Annotated in this window: 15 protein-coding genes; 14 read left to right on the top strand and 1 reads right to left on the bottom strand. The window is 42.6% G+C overall.

The window, feature by feature from the left end:
* Positions 1-23 precede the first annotated feature (23 nt).
* The 5 genes from cysK to AU377_RS14630 all read left to right on the top strand — a co-directional run bounded on the left by cysK (position 24) and on the right by AU377_RS14630 (position 4,150).
* Positions 24-950, top strand: a complete 927-nt coding sequence (gene cysK, locus AU377_RS14610) for a cysteine synthase A (RefSeq protein ID WP_067408543.1) — start codon at positions 24-26, stop codon at positions 948-950.
* Between the two features lie 108 nt (positions 951-1,058).
* Positions 1,059-1,901: an ABC transporter ATP-binding protein gene (locus tag AU377_RS14615; protein WP_067408545.1), complete on the top strand. Its 843-nt coding sequence runs from the start codon at positions 1,059-1,061 to the stop codon at positions 1,899-1,901.
* The gene (locus AU377_RS14620; RefSeq protein ID WP_067408547.1) at positions 1,834-2,586 is read left to right on the top strand and encodes an ABC transporter permease; all 753 of its coding nucleotides are present in this window, start codon (positions 1,834-1,836) and stop codon (positions 2,584-2,586) included. The genes AU377_RS14615 and AU377_RS14620 overlap by 68 nt, the downstream gene beginning before the upstream one ends.
* 26 nt (positions 2,587-2,612) lie before the next feature.
* Positions 2,613-3,602: an aliphatic sulfonate ABC transporter substrate-binding protein gene (locus tag AU377_RS14625; protein WP_067408549.1), complete on the top strand. Its 990-nt coding sequence runs from the start codon at positions 2,613-2,615 to the stop codon at positions 3,600-3,602.
* A 110-nt stretch (positions 3,603-3,712) separates the two neighbouring features.
* Positions 3,713-4,150: a GNAT family N-acetyltransferase gene (locus tag AU377_RS14630; RefSeq protein WP_067408551.1), complete on the top strand. Its 438-nt coding sequence runs from the start codon at positions 3,713-3,715 to the stop codon at positions 4,148-4,150.
* Between the two features lie 57 nt (positions 4,151-4,207).
* Here AU377_RS14630 and AU377_RS14635 read toward each other — a convergent pair whose 3' ends face one another.
* On the bottom strand, positions 4,208-4,759 hold the full coding sequence (locus AU377_RS14635; RefSeq protein WP_156450462.1) for a DUF420 domain-containing protein: 552 nt from the start codon (positions 4,757-4,759) through the stop codon (positions 4,208-4,210).
* Between the two features lie 530 nt (positions 4,760-5,289).
* Here AU377_RS14635 and AU377_RS14640 point away from each other — a divergent pair.
* The 9 genes from AU377_RS14640 (at position 5,290) to AU377_RS14680 (ending at position 17,719) form a co-directional block, all read left to right on the top strand.
* Positions 5,290-5,583: a WXG100 family type VII secretion target gene (locus AU377_RS14640; RefSeq protein WP_067408553.1), complete on the top strand. Its 294-nt coding sequence runs from the start codon at positions 5,290-5,292 to the stop codon at positions 5,581-5,583.
* Positions 5,584-5,676: 93 nt separating this feature from the next.
* A complete protein-coding gene (locus AU377_RS14645) occupies positions 5,677-5,916 on the top strand; it encodes an EsaB/YukD family protein (protein WP_067408555.1) in 240 nt (79 codons plus the stop codon).
* Positions 5,917-5,931: 15 nt separating this feature from the next.
* Entirely contained in the window at positions 5,932-7,251 is a 1,320-nt protein-coding gene (essB, locus tag AU377_RS14650) for a type VII secretion protein EssB (protein ID WP_067408557.1), read from the top strand.
* 65 nt (positions 7,252-7,316) lie between these two features.
* The gene (essC, locus tag AU377_RS14655; protein WP_067408559.1) at positions 7,317-11,798 is read left to right on the top strand and encodes a type VII secretion protein EssC; all 4,482 of its coding nucleotides are present in this window, start codon (positions 7,317-7,319) and stop codon (positions 11,796-11,798) included.
* Positions 11,795-14,623: a type VII secretion protein EsaA gene (gene esaA / locus AU377_RS14660; RefSeq protein WP_067408561.1), complete on the top strand. Its 2,829-nt coding sequence runs from the start codon at positions 11,795-11,797 to the stop codon at positions 14,621-14,623. The genes essC and esaA overlap by 4 nt, the downstream gene beginning before the upstream one ends.
* A 4-nt stretch (positions 14,624-14,627) precedes the next feature.
* The gene (gene essA, locus AU377_RS14665; RefSeq protein WP_067408563.1) at positions 14,628-15,149 is read left to right on the top strand and encodes a type VII secretion protein EssA; all 522 of its coding nucleotides are present in this window, start codon (positions 14,628-14,630) and stop codon (positions 15,147-15,149) included.
* 24 nt (positions 15,150-15,173) lie between these two features.
* Positions 15,174-15,536 carry a DUF5082 family protein gene (locus AU377_RS14670; protein ID WP_067408565.1) on the top strand — a complete coding sequence of 121 codons (363 nt, stop codon included), beginning with the start codon at positions 15,174-15,176 and terminating at the stop codon, positions 15,534-15,536.
* 18 nt (positions 15,537-15,554) lie between these two features.
* A complete protein-coding gene (locus AU377_RS14675; RefSeq protein WP_067408567.1) occupies positions 15,555-15,857 on the top strand; it encodes a YwqI/YxiC family protein in 303 nt (100 codons plus the stop codon).
* 119 nt (positions 15,858-15,976) lie between these two features.
* Positions 15,977-17,719 (top strand): ribonuclease YeeF family protein, encoded by a 1,743-nt coding sequence (locus AU377_RS14680; RefSeq protein WP_067408569.1) that lies wholly within the window; start codon positions 15,977-15,979, stop codon positions 17,717-17,719.
* Positions 17,720-17,725: the final 6 nt, after the last annotated feature.

The raw sequence follows: 17,725 nt of genomic DNA on the forward strand, positions 1-17,725 counted from the left end.
GATCGATGAAAGGGATGAGCGTCTTGCGCGTTGTAAATAATATTGCAGAGTTGATTGGCAATACACCTTTAGTGAAATTGAACCGTCTTCCCGATCAAACGGGTGCGGAAGTTTATGTGAAACTTGAATATTTTAATCCGAGTCGCAGCGTGAAAGATCGGGCGGCTTATAATATGATCGTCCAAGCAGAAAAGGATGGCTTGTTAAAATCAGGAGATACAATTATCGAGCCGACTTCCGGAAATACGGGTATTGGTCTTGCCATGAATGCAGCGGCGCGTGGTTATCAAGCTATTATCGTCATGCCAGATTCTTCTACCATTGAAAGGATTAATATATTAAAGGCTTACGGTGCCGAAGTTGTTCTGACGCCGAGTGATTTGAAAATGCCAGGGGCCATTCAAAAGGCGGAAGAAATTGCAGCAGAGATCCCAAATAGCTTCATTCCGATGCAATTTGAAAATGAAGCAAATTCCGATATTCACCGAACGACGACAGCGACAGAAATCATCGAGGCAATCGAATCTCTGGATCGAAAACTAACAGCATTTGTTGGAACGGCAGGTACTGGCGGAACAATTACAGGAACGGGAGAAACGTTGAAAGCATACGATCCAGCCATTACAGTGCATGTCGTTGAGCCAGCGGGATCTCCTGTATTATCCGGTGGAAAACCAGGGAAGCACAAACTTGTCGGAACGAGCCCAGGATTTATTCCGTCGATATTAAATACAACGATTTACGATGAAATCTTTAAAATTGAAGACGAAGACGCCTATCAAACTGTTAGAGATTTAGCTGCACGTGAAGGCATCCTCCTCGGTCCAAGCGGCGGGGCATCCGTGTATGCCGCATTGCAAGTTGCAAAAAGATTGACCCCGGACGAAACGGTTGTCTGCATTGCGCCTGACACAGGAGAACGTTATTTATCTAGTGATTTGTTTATATGATCATTCAGCATGAGATATCTGAAATGCTTAACATGGGAAGAGGAGAATATTCTCACTTCCTTGCATATAATTCCGACTAAATAGATTAGAAAAGTATGGGGTGGGATGATGTATTTAACAATCGATGGGATTGAAAAAAGTTTTAGCAATGATCAACAGGAAAGTACCAAAGTGCTGGATGGCATTCATATTGAAATGGAAAAAGGGAGTTTTGTTTCCATCGTCGGTCCATCCGGCTGCGGTAAATCGACGCTCCTTTATATGATTGCAGGTTTGGAGAAAATCGATAAAGGAAACATTACCATTTCCGGAAAAAAAGTAGAAAAGCCAGGGCCTGATCGGGTTGTCGTATTCCAAGAAGCCGGTCTTTTTCCGTGGCTCACTGTCCTGGAAAATGTCACATACGGTCTACTGTTGAAAAAGATGCCGAAACAAGAGGCGGAAGCGAAAGCGATCGAATTTTTGAAAATGGTGCATCTCAGCAAATATATCCATGCTTATCCCCATCAACTTTCAGGGGGAATGAAACAACGCGTATCCATCGCTAGGGCACTCGTTATGGAGCCAGATATTTTATTAATGGATGAACCTTTTTCCGCTTTGGATGAACAAACGAGAATGGTACTTCATAAGGAGTTATTGGACATCTGGAAAAAGACGAAAGTGACCATCTTCTTCGTCACCCATAACATCCGGGAAGCCGTATTACTTTCACAAAAAGTGATCGTGTTCGGTACGCGCCCTGGAAAAATAAAAGAAATCATTCCAGTGCCGACTACGACAGATGGCGTGTCGCCGGATAGCGTCACATTTCGTACAGAACAAAGGATTTTATCAATATTGGAAGCGGAAATTGAAAAAGTGTTGAAGGAGGAAATGGGAGATGACTACAGCTTTAAGACGAATCGTCTTCATCGCGATGATAGCGGTGATCTGGGAAGTCACATCTAGACTTTCGGTTCTTCCGGATTTTATGTTTCCTCGTTTGACGCAAGTGCTGGAGACGCTATTCAATGGTCTTGTAAATGGTCAAATATTGGCAGCCGTTGGGAAGAGTATGAGCCGTCTTCTCGTCGGATTTATAGTAGCGATTATTTTAGGATTAATCATGGGTTATCTCATCTGGCGCTATAAACTGGTTGAAGATACACTTGGTTTTCTCGTAACCGCTTTGCAATCAATTCCAAGTATCGTTTGGTTTCCGCTTGCGATCATTTGGTTTGGATTAAACGATTTTTCAATTCTTTTTATCGTTACCATAGGCGCGACGTGGACGATGACTGTCAGCGCGACGAGCGGATTTCGAAATGTCCCGACGCTTTATCAACGGGTCGCGAAAACATTCGGATCCACTGGCTTTCATTTTATCCGAACAGTTATTTTACCGGCATCTGTTCCGCAATTACTATCCGGACTCCGGATCGCTTGGGCATTTTCTTGGCGAGCGCTAATGGCAGGTGAACTGCTCGGCGCGGGGGGCGGTTTAGGTCAACTGCTGGAAACGGGTCGCTCACTTGGGCAGATGGATCTTGTCATTTCGGTGATGATCATCATCGCAGTCATTGGAACGATTATGGATAATGTCGTATTTATCCGTTTAGAACGATCCGTACAGAAAAAATGGGGTCTAGCGTGATCCTTATCAAAAGGGAGTAGGTAGCAATGAAAAAACGAATCATTTTCACTTTTATCTTCATCTTCATCATCGGAATTCTCGGCGCTTGCGCCGGAGAAAAAGGTTCTTCATCGTCCGGTAGCGAAACAGTCAAAATCGGGTATTTCCCGAATCTAACCCATATTGCGACCATCGTTGCGCTTGAAAATGACTATTTTACAGAAGCCTTTGGGGAAGAGGTTAAAATTGAAACAAAAACGGTGAGCAATGGTGGGCTATTCATGGAAGCAATGACGACAAAATCAATCGATGTCGGCACAGTTGGTCCGGGGCCATTGCTAAACTTTTACGTGAAAAACCCAACATTCCGCCTTATTTCGGGTGCGGTCAATGGGGGAGCAGTACTTGTCGCTAGTGAGGGCGGCGGTGTTTCAAAGCTTGCTGATCTTGACGGTAAAAAAGTAGCCATTCCGGTAATTGGCAGTACACAAGATGTTATGCTTCGAAAGGCACTGCAAGCCGTCAATTTAACGACGACAAGCAACGGGGGAACGGTCGAACTTTTTGCAGCGGCTCCGGCAGATACGGCAACACTTTTTGTTCAAAATTCGGTAGATGCAGCGGCTACACAAGAGCCTTGGGGAAATATCCTTGAATCACAAGCAAAAGGAAAGTTGATCCTTGATTGGGATGAATTTGCTTGGGGGAAAGAATCGACGAATACAGTCGTAGCGGCCAGCGATGAGTTTTTAAAAAACAAAGAGCATGTAGAGGCCTATTTAACAGCGCATAAAAAAGCAGTTGAGTTCATCCAACAAAACCCGGAAGAAGCTCAGGAGTTAGTCATTCAACATATTAAAGGGCTGACAGGTAAAGAAATTAATAAAGAAGAAACAGCGGCGGCGTTCGCGAAACTAGAAGTCACGACTGAAGTAAATGAAAAAGTCATTCAAGAAATGGCGGATATTAGTCAAGAAGCAGGTTACATCTCAAGCAACGATATCGAAGGTCTTATTGATCTTTCCTATTTAAAATAAACGATGCAAAAGAGGAAGCCGAGATCAGCCGAGGCTTCCTCTTTACTGTTGGAACGGGAGCATGATATTTTAAATAATAAAAAGTGAAGTGTAAGTAGGGAGAGAAAACGATGCAAGCTAAAAAAATCACCACTCAGACTGAACTTAACCAAGCATTTGACATTAGAAAAGAAGTATTCGTCCACGAGCAAGGGGTCCCGCTTGAAGATGAATTCGACGCATTTGATCAACTAGATGCCCCTTGTGAACATGTGCTTGTCGTTGATCAAGACCAAGCAGTTGGCACAGGCCGCTTGCGTTTTGTTGAAGGAGTCGGGAAACTTGAACGGATTTGTATCTTGAAGCCTTTTCGAAGTAAAGGGATTGGAAAGATTATTATCCAGAAGTTAGAAGAACTTGCGGTAGAAAATAACATGAGCAGTGTGAAACTTCACGGTCAGACACATGCAGAAGGATTTTATCGCAAGCTCGGGTACGAGACGGCATCAGAAGAGTTTCTCGAAGACGGGATTCCTCATGTTTTGATGTTGAAAAAATTTAATCAATAAAAACGAGCTCCCTTTCCTTATACAGGCTTGGGGAGCTCGTTTCATTTTCTTCATTGATTAGTAATACGGAGAGATCAAAATATAGACCAAAACGCCGGTTAAACTAACGTACAGCCAGATGGGCATTGTCCAGCGCGCAATTTTTTTATGGCGTTCATTTTCCATATTCCAAGCACGCGCAACACTCGTAAGCGCAAGTGGAACAATGGCGGCTGCCAAAATGATATGCGTGATCAAAATAAAATAATAAATGGCTGCCATGATGCCTTCTCCTCCGTAAGGCGTAGATGGAGATAAGAAGTGAAAAGTGACATATGTGAGGAGGAAAAAGAATGTCGTCCCAAAAGCTGCGTAAATAAAACGGCGATGGACTGTAACGTTCCCTTTCAAAATAGCAACTAGCGCCCCAACTAAAAACAAAAATGTGAAGCTGTTCAAAATAGCATTCATAAGTGGAAGAATGGTCACATCAAATGCATCAAAATCTTCAACACCCGGCATTCCGGAAAGAACACCAATCGCCCCGATTAAAATGGCAGAGATTGTGATGATGGCCGGTTTGTAATTGCGTTTAACATGTTTAGTTCGATTAGTATTATAATTTATCACTGCATTCGCTCCGTCATTGTTTAATGTGTTTCCTAAATTTTAGCATAACTATAGGAGTATTTAATTGGATTCACAAAAGGTTCACAGTCTTTTCGGTTTTACCTTATAATCGCCCGCATCTTCGTAGTCTAGATGTGAAGGATTTAAGAAGTGACTAAATAAAAAATATAGGTACTTTCAATCGGAAATATCCATATTTTTGGAAAATGCATCTAAGATCCTGTTTTTTTATATGTTTCCTAAATAAATGATTGTTAAAACATAGTTTTATAGTCGGGAATTCCCGGTTTTATGTCTACATAATGAAAAGAATGATATTTCTTTTGGGGAATTGGAAGTTTTATGTCAAATGGCATGGTGTCTAACTGCCTGTTCATGTCACTTGGCTGCTTTGACACCAAAAAATGGGTGTGATAATCCTATTAAGGAAGAGATTTTTAATTGAAAATATCTGGTTAGGAATGGTTGCTAGGCAATCCGTTTCTTTCAGTTATTTTATAAAATTTATTTGTGAAGTGGAGATGGGGCAAATGTCAGGAATTATTCGCGTTACACCAGCAGAACTGGCAGCAATGGCCAATCGTTACCAACATGAATCAGGCGAGGTTGCTACTCAAATCGGCCGCCTGGACGGTATGATTGGTGAGTTGCAATCAGCGTGGGAAGGGGCTTCAAGTGCTGCATTTGCGGAGCAGTACGAGCGCCTAAAGCCAAATTTTAATGAAATGCGTGAACTGTTAAGTGAAGTTGGCATTCAATTGAATCGTGCTGGAGAAGCATTACAAGATGCAGACCAGCAAGTTGCTAGCCAAATTCGCGGTTAAGTTCCAATCATACTATCGGTTTAAGGGGCGTCTTTCTCGCAAGTAGAAGACGCTCCTTCCTTTAATGAGGTGGAAAAATAATGAGGTGGAAAAATGTATATAGAAATTACAGTCGATCTTACAAATTACGACGGGGATGCATTTGACCTTAGGTTATCGGATTACCACACGATCAAAAAAATGATTGATATTGCTAGACAAGCGCAGTCAATTACAGAAAAACAGCGTGAAGGACATTGGATTCGTGTGGTCAATAAAGACAAACTATTCCCAGGAGATTTGACGTTGGCACACTGTGGGATCACGACAGGGGATCGGCTTGAAATCATTTGAAGGAGAAATCGTATCATGTCCAAAAAAGTGATCGGCTATTTAGAAAGCCTTCTTGACGCAGACATCCATCAAGAACAACATACAACCAATTTCATATTTCAAAATGAGCGGATCGGATTAAAAAATCAAGCGGAAATTAATTTTTTGAAAGAAGTAGAAACAGCCATCCGAAAAGAAACTCATATGTCTGAGGATGAGTTAATTATCACCGCACAAATACCTGAATCATTGAAAAGGTTCGATGAACTCCAGTTGGAAGACGAGAAGTCGAGATGGATTTTTGCGTATCAACTGATCGAGAAAGTAAGAGCGCATGTGTATGACCGTTTGACGCTCGTTGTTTGTCCAGAAAACATCGTCTATAGCACCGGTATGACACCTCATTTTCTTCATTATGGGGTAGTGGATCGATTGCCGCCGCTCGTAAAAGATGAAGAACGTGTTTGGCTGGAATCCAGAGCAACAGTTGCTGCCGTGGTAGATGGAGCCGTTGCATTCGATGAATATGTAAAATACAGTGATGCTTTGAAGTTAAATGAAGTCGGAGCGGCAATTATGTCAATGACCGACCATGAAGCATTATTGCAATATATTCAACAACAAATTAAATTGCTTGAGGAAAAAGAGAAACAGCACATAGCGCTTCCAAATAAAAAGTGGGAAATTTTTAAGCTTGTCACAATTGGTCTTGGGGCATTGCTTATTCCCGCACTTTTATTTACCATTTATTACTTTATATACAACAAGCCGAAACACGAGGCGTATCTACAAAGTCATTCACATTTTTTAGAACACAACTACAGTCAAGTCGTTACAGTACTATCACCGCAAAGCGTGAAAAGCATGCCATACATTGTTTTGTATGAACTTGCCCATTCCTATGTGGTGAATGAAAGGCTGGAAGAAGAACAAAAGAAAAATGTGCTGATGAATATTACCCTTCGAACAGATGAGGATTACTTAAAATATTGGATTTACATAGGACGGGGAGAAGCGGCGAAAGCAGTTGACTTAGCCCGTTCGATGGAAGATGGTGAACTGATCACCTATGGCCTATTGAAAAGGCGCGAAGAAATACAAGCTGAAAAGAAACTATCAGGCGAAAAGAAGCAGCAATTGCTGAAAGAAATCGATGATGAAGTCGACGAGTACAAAAAACTGCTAGAACAAGAAAGTGAAATGGAAACAAAAGAAGAACCAAAGCAAGAGAAACAAGAAACCACTGCTCCCCAGGAAACAATAACGGAGCAGCCAGAAGAAGTGCAAGACGATTCGAAAACAAAAGAGCCGGAGCCTGAACAAGAACAGATCACAGAGGGGCAACCGGCTACTTAAAATAGATTTAACGTAAATCAGCGGAACGCCGAGGCGTAATTGATTAATAGAAGAAGGTGAATGCCGTGTTACAACTTTGGCTATTTTATGATCGGCATTATCAACGACTCGAATTTAACGAGTACGAGAAGAAACAATTATCCATTGGCAACGATATTGCCGATGATATCACAATGCTGACGTTCCCATTTCCGCGGGGTCCGATGACAATTGACGCTGGAGAGGATGGTTTTTTTGTTTCAGAAGACAATCAGCGACTAGGTTTTTTGACAAAAGAAACGCCAATATCCGTACCACGAAAAGGAAGAGTATTACATCTTTACTTAACATCGGCTTGGCGTTATCGGGAAACTTTTTATATAGGCTTTGAAAACGAAATAACATTCGGACTAAGTGATCCAACAGCATCCATTAGTCAAGATGAAAATGCCAATCATCATCGAGAAACAGGCAGTTTTTCATTATTAAAAACTGCGGCAGGCTGGCAGGTGCAGATGCCGCCTCATTGTCCACTTTATTTGAATGGGGAACAGCAGGAGGGAAACCCGATAGTAGAAAAGGGCGATGTCATTCAATGGGCATTTATGGAAGTGAAATTAGTAGACGAAGATGTGCTGGAAGTGTTGTCTGTTGCTAATTTTCACTCAAAGCTTCCTGAATTTGACGTGCCCCAATCCGAAACGGCAAAAGTGTACCCGGCCTATAGACGTACACCCCGAATGATTTATGACTTGCCGGAGGAAAAAGTCTCCATTACATTTCCTTCGCAAGAAAGTGAACATTCCGGTCGCGGGCTCTGGCTCATCATTACTCCACCCCTAGTCATGTTAATTGTTCTAGGACTTGTAGCATTTTTAATCCCCCGAGGCGTTTTCATCATCATTTCGTTAACGATGTTTATGATGACGCTTGTCACGTCAACTGTACAATATTTTAGAGAGAAAAAAAGAAGAAAACTGAATGAGGAAAAAAGAAGGCGTGTCTATACAGCCTATCTTAAAAATATGCGTGAGGAGCTCTATGCGCTTTCCAAACAGCAGAAGGATGTACTAGACTACCATTTTCCATCCTTCGAACGGATGAAGCATATGACAAACCAGTTGTCGGGCAGGATTTGGGAAAAGACGATGGATAGTCATGACCTTCTCGAGTTTCGATTGGGAACCGGCAATGTGCCGTCAAGTTATGACATTTCGTTAGCCACAAATGATTTGGCGAACAGGGAAGTGGATGATCTGTTAGAACAATCTCAACGAATGGAAACTGCATTTAAGGAAATTCCTGATGCACCCATCACAGCTGGCTTGTCCCAAGGAATCGTTGGCCTGATCGGTAAAGAGGCTGTCATTAAGCGCGAACTCCATCAGCTCATTGGTCAACTTGCTTTTTTCCACAGTTATCACGATGTTCGCATGATCCATATTTTTAACCATACGCATTATGCACAAATGGAATGGATGAAATGGCTTCCACATTTTACATTGCCACATATGCATGCGAAAGGGCTCATCCATAATGAGCAAACAAGGGATCAGCTTTTATCGAGGATTTACGAAATGATTCGAGAGCGCGATGTCGATGAAAATAAAGGAAAAGTTGTTTTCACGCCGCATCTTGTCTTTATCGTATCTGACTATCAATTACTCGCCGAACACGTCATTTTAGAGTATTTGGAAGGAAAAGATCATGCAGAACTCGGGATATCTGTGATTTTCGCAGCTTCTGCCAAAGAGAGAATGACCGAAAATGTCCATACACTGATCCAGTATGTGAATGAGCAAGAAGGAGAAATCTTAATCGATGCTAAAAAAGCAGTCCGCATTCCTTTTAGATTGGATCCATACGAACGTGCAACGAATGAACGTTTTGCAAGAATGCTAAAGACATTGAATCACCAAGTCGGCATTACAAATTCCATTCCAAATTCCGTTGGGTTCTTGGAAATGTTTGACGTAAACGAAGTAGAAGACTTGCCAATTGAACAGAATTGGTTAACGAATGAGTCGGCGAAGTCACTCGCTGTACCCGTTGGCTTTAAAGGAAAAACGGATCTTGTCGAACTGAACCTGCATGAAAAGGCACACGGACCGCATGGGCTCTTAGCCGGAACGACCGGTTCGGGGAAAAGTGAATTTCTGCAGACATACATTTTGTCACTTGCCGTCAATTTTCACCCGCATGAAGTTGCTTTTCTATTAATTGACTATAAAGGCGGGGGAATGGCACAGCCGTTCAGACATATTCCGCATCTGCTCGGCACGATTACGAATATTGAAGGAAGTAAGAACTTTAGTATGCGTGCGCTTGCTTCTATTAATAGTGAACTAAAAAGAAGACAGCGTCTTTTTGATACGTATACAGTTACACATATCGATGATTATACGACTTTGTATAAAGAAGGGAAGGCGGAAGAACCGTTGCCGCATCTTTTCCTTATTTCAGATGAATTTGCTGAGCTGAAGAGTGAGGAACCAGACTTCATCCGGGAGCTTGTCAGTACCGCGCGGATTGGCCGAAGTCTTGGTGTACATCTTATTTTGGCAACGCAAAAGCCCGGCGGTATTATCGATGACCAGATCTGGAGTAACGCCCGTTTCCGAGTGGCATTAAAAGTGCAGGACGCATCGGATAGTAAAGAAATCTTGAAAAACGCTGATGCGGCTTCCATTACGGTAACTGGCCGCGGTTACTTACAAGTCGGCAACAATGAAGTGTATGAGCTTTTCCAATCGGCTTGGAGTGGGGCCCCTTATATGGAAGAGACAGTTGATGGAGAAGATGAAATTGCGATTGTGACAGATCTTGGATACGATCCACTTTCCGAAATCGAGGCGAATCCGGGGAAAAAGAAAACAAAATTGACGGAAATTGAAGCGGTAACGGCTAAAATCGCTGAAACGCAGAGAGATATGGACATTCAAAGATTACCGAGTCCATGGTTACCGCCATTGCCGTTTAGGATTGCCAGCCATAAAAGGACGGTTACGGATCAGTTACAAGTACCGATTGGCATGATTGATGAACCAGAGAAACAGCGTCAAACACCGATTATGTATCACCTGATGAGTGACGGGAATTTAGGGGTGTTTGGATCTTCTGGATATGGAAAATCTTATACACTTCTTACCGCATTACTTGGTATAGCAGACAATCTCTCTCCGGCTGAAGCGAATTTCTACATCCTTGATTATGGTAACGGCTCTCTACTGCCGCTTCGTCAACTTCCGCATACGGCAGACTACTTCACTTTAGACGAAGAACTAAAAAGAGATAAATTAGTGAAATTGTTAAAATCGGAAATCGCAAAAAGAAAGATGGCATTCCAACAAGCGGAAGTCAGCAATATTAACATGTATAACGAAGTGGCATCTATCCCTTACCCGCTATTGTATATCGTCATTGATAATTACGATATCGTCCGAGAAGAAATGGAAGACTTTGAAATACAGATGAATCAACTGGGCCGAGACGGACAATCGCTTGGGATTTACTTGTTTATCAGCGCAACAAGAGCGCTATCTGTAAGGCAATCACTAATGAATAACTTAAAGACGAAAATTGTCCATTACTTAATGGATGCATCGGAAGCATTTACGGTAGTTGGGCGCGTGCCGTTTGATCAGGAACCTTTCCCGGGCAGGGCAGTGATCAAGAAAGAAGCATCATTCTTCTCACAAATATACTTGCCGGCAGAAGGTGACAACGATTTTGAAGTGTTGGAATCTGTGAAGAAAATCGTCCAAACAATGAAGCGCAAATATTACCAAATTGATTCACCGAAGCCAATTCCGATGTTGCCGCATGAATTGACAACCCTCAATTTTGTGACGTATCTTGATCAACCGAAAAAAGCAGGCCTTATTCCAATTGGATTGGATGAGGAAACCGTACAGCCCATCGCCATCGATTTCCAAAAAAATCGTCATTGTTTACTGATTGGACAAGCGCAGCGTGGAAAGACCAATATGCTGAAATGGATGATTCAAACGATCGTGGAGCAGGAAAAAGCTTTCGTCGTGATTTTTGATTCTTTTGAGCGCGGTTTGTCTGCATTTGCACATGAAGAAAATATTGACTACTTAGAAACGAAAGAGCAGCTGACCGCGTGGTTAACAGTAGCGGAGCAGTATTTTAGTCAAATGGAACAAATCTATGTGGAACGAATGCAGAGAGGGGAAGGTGCGGGAGAAATCGTTCCTTCGTATTTCGTCATTGATGGTTATTCAAGATTTTTACAAGTGGCGGATATTGGCATTCAGGATCGACTCAGTAAGATGATGAAAAACTACACACATTTAGGCTTCAATGTCATTGTTTCCGGCAATAACGCGGAAATTACGAAAGGTTACGACGCATTTACAAATGAGCTAAAGCTCGTTCGTCAAGCGCTCATTTTTATGAAAAAGTCCGAGCAGACACTTTTTTCAGTTGCATACGAACGAAGGGAACAAGAACTTCCGATCGGGTATGCCCATTACTTGTTGAATGGCAATGATACAAAAGTGTTAACACCGTTATGCAAGGTTGAAAGGAAGATTATGCAATGAACAGCAGTAAAAAACGAGTCATTGAACTCATAGCAGGCATTCTATTGATATTGGCTGTCCCTATATTGTTTTTTCAATTAGTAGGGGGGAGCCTCTTCGGTGGTTCAGGGAAGCGGGTCATTGCCGTTGTCAATGAAGACCTTGGCGATGCAAAGGATGAGGAGACGATCGAAATGGGGAAAGAAGTCGTCTCCATTTTATCGGAAGACTCGCCGTACGAATGGAAAGTAATGGCGCGCGGGGCGGCTGTCAATGGATTGAAAGCCAATCAGTATGATGCGATTGTCTATATTCCATCCGATTTTTCGGAAAACGTTATGTCTTATGATCAGGAAAATCCGGAGAAAGCGGAGTTTTCTTATCAAGTTCAACGTCAAGGTAATGGTTCTGCAAAACAGAAAGTGTTGCAAGAAATCGAATCAGCAACAGGGCGTGTGAACCAAAAAATCTCTACATTGTATTGGAGTTACGTTGCGCAAGAAATGGATCATATTAAAAAGGAATTCTCGAATCTTTTAACAAAAGAAACGGAATTTCTTGATGCCTTGACTTCGTATTATAAGCCGGAGTCTGAAACGCTTGCGGAACAGATGAAGCGACAGAAAGATCAAATGGAAGAGCTCCGAACGACAATTGGAACTGCCAGCAGCACGCATGATGCCCGAATTGAAGATGCGCAAACATTTGAAGAGCAGCTGAACGGTTTTGTCCAATATGTTGAACAGTACAAAGACTTCCAACAACTTCAAAAAGAAATACTATTAGAAGTCCAGAGTAACAGTTTAGAAAAAATTCAAGCTGCCGCTGCTACCCAGATGCAGCAATTTAATGAGTCTGTGCTTGTACTTGAAGAAAGTAATGACCAACTCAATGGGAAAATTCAACAAGTGAATGAAGTGATTGACGCCAACAAAGAAAAGTTTGAGGCACTGACTGCGATACGAAAACAACAAGTCAATCGACAATTAGAAGAACTGATCGCCGTACAGGGTGCTGCGATTGACCGTTATAACGAATCCATTTTGAGGAGATTAGAAAAAGGAATCGCAGAAGGAAAAGGCGGATCTTCTCAAACGGTAGTTGGAAATACGAACCTCTTTGATCGCCAGCACGCGCAAGCGACCAGCGATCAACTGCAGAAAAAAACAGAAGAAAAATCTGCGAGAGCATTACCGGATCTATCAGTCGAGCAGACGAAAATGACGGAATTGGCGGCAGCTGTCGCGGCTTTAAAGTTGAAAGTGACGGAAGAAGATCCTGAATCCGAAATGGCAAATGAGCTGACCCAACTTGAGGCGGCGTTGCGAACAGTGTCGGACAATCTAACGCAAGCGGCAAGTAGTTGGAACGGATTGGTCAGTGCGGATCGTGAGGATTATGCAAAAGCTGCGACGGAATACCAGAATCTGTATGCAGGTTTTGCATCGCTGTATGCAGAGTATGAATCTATCCAATATATTTTGAAGAACTATTCACATGACACAGCAAAATTACTGTATGAAATACGTACTAAAGAGTCTGCATTATTGCAGCATGCGGCGCTATCAACCGATAAGCGGAAACAGTTGGAGAAGCTTTTTGCGCAAGGCCCCGCAAGCCAGCAAGCTGATGCACTATTAGCCTACTACGTAAAATTGCAGCAGCTAGGCTTCATGCTGGATGAACAAAAAGCAGGGATTCATCGGGATGAAACGTTAAAAGACGAGATTTTGACAACGCTCTTGGCAAACGTTGTAGAAATCAATGAAGAAGAACTTAAAGGCTGGGCGTCTGTCGGAGAAGGGATTCCGGAAACGAAGCTGGGCATGAGTAACTTAAGTTCAACATTTGCGGCTATTATGTCCGGGTACGAGGCATCGATGCAAGAACAACATTCTGCGTTGATGACAGACCTAGATTCGATTAATGACCAGGCGGCAGTTTTACTGGCGCAGATTGGAACACCGTCGAACATGATTGCATCAGGTGAGCCTGCTCAAACTGTCGGAGAAGGGGAAGTTACGGCGGGACAACAAAATGTCGGTCATCAGCTGTTGTCACTTAGCACCTTGATGACATCGTTATCGGATCGGCAAAATGAACTGGTTAGTTATGCAGTTGATCTTCACGGAAAAGCGAATGGGATCAAAAACACGTCAAATGAATTTGATACAAAATGGAACACCAACTTAGAAGCGATGTCTGCATTTGCAGAAGACATCCAGTCATTTTTAGCCAACACTTATGTAGATGGCCAGGAAAACGGTTATGTATTCAACCATTTTGTCAATCCGCTCGAAGTAAAAGGCGAGGCTGCTGTGGCGGCTGAAATGAAAAAAGTGCCGCCGATGATTTTGTTTATCATCTTACTCATTAGCAGTCTATTAATAGGCTTCTTTAGCCACAGGTTCAAAGAAGGATCGCTTGGCATTCGTTTAGGGATGGTTGCCATGCTATCGCTGCTCGTTGGATTAGTCATTAGTTTGTACAGTGTCAATATGTACATTTTACGAGATGATCGTGCCATCGAATGGACGATTTTCACAGTACTGTTGCTATTGGCAAGCGCAGCAGTGATCCGGACAGCGCTCGATATGAGTCCGACTGCGGGATGGATTGCAAGCATCGTATTGATGTGTGTGTATATTAGCCCGTTGCTCATTCTGGGTGTTCCGGAAATCAATATGCCAGATGTGCTTTCAAAAGTCTTCCTATCGATTAAATATGACCCAGAAACACTATTTGGCTGGGGAGTGACAATTACAGGTGCGATCGCTATTGTCATGCTGACCATTTCTTATTTTATCAATCGAAATCGAATGATCGATCATTCCGCGGTGGAATAAACGTATGAAAATAAAGATCATGTGTATCGCTTTATTCATAAGTATGTTCGGATGGACGCTGACAGCAATCGTTGGGAAAGCCGACTCAAATGAATCGATAGAAGATCTAGAGCCTTTACTTTATGAAAGGCTAAAGTTTAAGAAGAACACCGATTATTTGCATGATCAAAAGAAAATAGAAATGAAGAATACCATTCCCGTTCGGCAATTCGACATCCAATTTGATGGAAGTCAGAAGCTGCCGGATCGGAGCGATCGTTCTTATCTTTTTCAATCGTCAAATCGTGAAAAAGCAAGTACGGTGGCAGTCAAATCCCGGGAAATTGGGTTGTTTAAGAATGAAATCAATCTAAAGAAGAAAGACAGTGTGCAAATGCCGGCAGACGAGCCGGCTGGCACATCGATCAGAACAACGATCTTTATCGGTATGATTGTCATTGTGTTAATCGTCTTGTTTACATTTTTTATACCAAAATTGGCAGTGGAGTCCCGGGCTGCAATTAAAACAAGAAAAAGGAACCCTTAAGAGGAAGTGGGAGGGGAATAGACCATGATCGCTTATTATATCAATCTGAAAGCAAAGAAGTTAAAAGAAATTGAACGACTCAATGCCTGTAAAAGTTCATTACAGTCGAAGCAAGGGGAATTTAATGACAATGAGCATAAATGCTTGGAACCAGAACTGACAACGGCTACTTGGCATGGTCAGCATGCGTCTGAATTTGAAGATATACGTGAAGCCGGAATTCATACGCCTTATTTGGAAATTGCCGGTGCACAATTTGCGAAAGTCTATGATGCAATTGCCACAAAAATTGCAGCCCTTCAAGCTGAAGTCATTTCAATTCAGCAAACGATCGATCGTTTGTTGGCGGAACAGGCGGCAAGGAGGGCAAGGGCCACTCAATCATAATGACGGGGAGGGGAAAACGTGTCTACAGAAATCAAAGTGATCTATGCAGATGTTGAAAGCCAACTTGGTGAAATGAAAAGTGCGGTCGAAGCACTTAATCCAAAGGCAGAGCTGCCTATTACGGGAAATGTGCTTGATGTAGTGACCAAATTAACAACACTTTCTACACAGTTGGAAACGCTGTTGACGAAATACCAAGAAGTAGTGCAACAAAACATTCAAACAACTGAAAATTCTGTGCAGTTTTTGCGCGAATCGGATGAGGAAATTGGTTCGGGGATTGGCAGAGCTGTTTCTGGCGGCCCACGGCCAATCCGGTAAAATCATGCGGGTTTCTTCTTGGGGAGGGATTAGATGTTCAGTTACAGAAAGTTCTTTATAGAAAAAGAGAGTTGTCGGCTTGACGTCGGTCATATTTGGGGAATGGCAGGGCGATTGCTATGAAAGTATTAGATGTCGATTTATTGCAAGAGGGAATTCAGAGAAATGTCGCTATGCTTAGTCGTCAGCGTCAAGAAATTGAAGCGATCTCTAGTACGATCAATGCGTTTGTTGCACTGGAAGAAGAGCTGAAGGGGCAAGGTGGAGATGCGATCCGGGCATTTTATGAAGAATGTCATTTGCCTTTTCTTCAATTTTTGATGACATTTCAGGGGAGCTTCACGCAAGTCTTAAAGTCTATGGAAGCGGCCCTTCGAGGGTTTGAACCGGATGCTGTTGGATTCATCCGAGAAAGCTTCTTGGAGAGGGAGACTGAACAAGGATTACAGCAAATCGCGCAGCTCACTGAAAGTTTAACAGACGAAGCGAACAGTATAATGGATCAAGTTTCAGACATCGTTGCCTTGCCACATTTAGACGATAGCGAAGTGCAAGAGGGTGTCCGGCATGCTAAAATAAAGCGAGATGATACGAACACGGGGCTATACGAATTTGACGCAAGTCAAACATATGCCTTGACGACGATCGAGCAAGACCTCGCCACAATGGAAATGTGGCTTTCGGAGCTTCAAGGTTTATTTAAGGAAGGATTAACAGGTGTCAATTTCTCAGCGGATCGCTGGGCGATGTTATCTGCTACCAATACATTATGGACAGATTTGATTCACCGCACAATGCCTTTAGGCAGCCTGCAATTAATGCAAGGAATAGACGGCTCGCCAGGCTTTCCATACGTCCCGGCTACTGGAGGCCTGTTGGGTGTCAGTGCGTCATCTCAAGGAGAAGCCGTTGAAGGGAATGTCGGGGCTGATGTTGCCAAAGGAATTGGCGCAGGTCTTTTGGATGCTGGTAAGGACTTTGTATCAGGTATTTGGGATTTCGTTACCAATCCGAAAGAGTCGATTGAAGGCGTCGTCCATGCCGTCACACATCCGGTAGAAACGTATACGTATTTGAAAAATGCCATTGTTGAATCATATGAAAGAGATGTCATCAATGGTGATGCCTATTCACGTTCGCGTTGGTTTTCTTACGCTATTGGCACAACAGTGGGTTCTGTCGTAGGAACGAAAGGTGCAGGGGCGCTTACTAAAACAACTGTGGCAGCGGCGAAGCCCGTATTAAAAACAGGTGTAGCAACTGCGCAAAATTCGATACAGTCATCAATGGCGCAGCTTCTTCCTTACGGTCCGCGAATGCAAGTAGCAATGCCAGGCGATGTACCTTTTAATGTGATGAATGGTCCTGTTATAAAAGAACAATTAATTTCCAAAGCGAAGGTCATTGAAGCTAAAGGTACGGGGAAAGTTGAAAACTTTGGAAAGTATTCAACTAAAATTGATGATAAAGTAAAAGTAATTGAAAAAGTGGATTTACCGAATTGGATTAGCGAGTCATTTACTGATGGAAATTATAGAACTGTAATGACAAAAGAAAATGTTACATTGTATAGAACTTACGGTGGTGGCGCAAAAATTGATGGATCATTTGTGTCTACTAGCCCAGCTGGAAATAGAATAAATGCAAAAATAAGTACGGCTCTAGTACCAGATTGGAAAAATTCCAGACAATTTGAAGCTGTTATTGAAGTGCCCGAAGGACAAATTCTAAATATTGGTAGGGTTGAAAAGCAATTTACAAAAACAGGGGCATTATTAGAAGGGAATGGAGATCAAATACTATTACCTCAAGGATGGCCTTCAGAGTGGATTAAAGAGATAAGGGAAGTTCCGAGCCGATAGGAGGAT

The organism is Sporosarcina sp. HYO08 (genome assembly GCF_001563475.1).
In the GTDB taxonomy this organism is placed as follows: domain Bacteria; phylum Bacillota; class Bacilli; order Bacillales_A; family Planococcaceae; genus Sporosarcina.

What these genes read in the sequence shown, in the direction of transcription:
- AU377_RS14620 (WP_067408547.1), top strand. Translation starts at nt 1,834, where the DNA reads ATGACTACAGCTTTAAGACGAATCGTCTTCATCGCGATGATAGCGGTG.
- essB (WP_067408557.1), top strand. Translation starts at nt 5,932, where the DNA reads ATGTCCAAAAAAGTGATCGGCTATTTAGAAAGCCTTCTTGACGCAGAC.
- AU377_RS14670 (WP_067408565.1), top strand. Translation starts at nt 15,174, where the DNA reads ATGATCGCTTATTATATCAATCTGAAAGCAAAGAAGTTAAAAGAAATT.
- AU377_RS14625 (WP_067408549.1), top strand. Translation starts at nt 2,613, where the DNA reads ATGAAAAAACGAATCATTTTCACTTTTATCTTCATCTTCATCATCGGA.
- AU377_RS14630 (WP_067408551.1), top strand. Translation starts at nt 3,713, where the DNA reads ATGCAAGCTAAAAAAATCACCACTCAGACTGAACTTAACCAAGCATTT.
- AU377_RS14680 (WP_067408569.1), top strand. Translation starts at nt 15,977, where the DNA reads ATGAAAGTATTAGATGTCGATTTATTGCAAGAGGGAATTCAGAGAAAT.
- AU377_RS14640 (WP_067408553.1), top strand. Translation starts at nt 5,290, where the DNA reads ATGTCAGGAATTATTCGCGTTACACCAGCAGAACTGGCAGCAATGGCC.
- essA (WP_067408563.1), top strand. Translation starts at nt 14,628, where the DNA reads ATGAAAATAAAGATCATGTGTATCGCTTTATTCATAAGTATGTTCGGA.
- AU377_RS14645 (WP_067408555.1), top strand. Translation starts at nt 5,677, where the DNA reads ATGTATATAGAAATTACAGTCGATCTTACAAATTACGACGGGGATGCA.
- AU377_RS14615 (WP_067408545.1), top strand. Translation starts at nt 1,059, where the DNA reads ATGTATTTAACAATCGATGGGATTGAAAAAAGTTTTAGCAATGATCAA.
- esaA (WP_067408561.1), top strand. Translation starts at nt 11,795, where the DNA reads ATGAACAGCAGTAAAAAACGAGTCATTGAACTCATAGCAGGCATTCTA.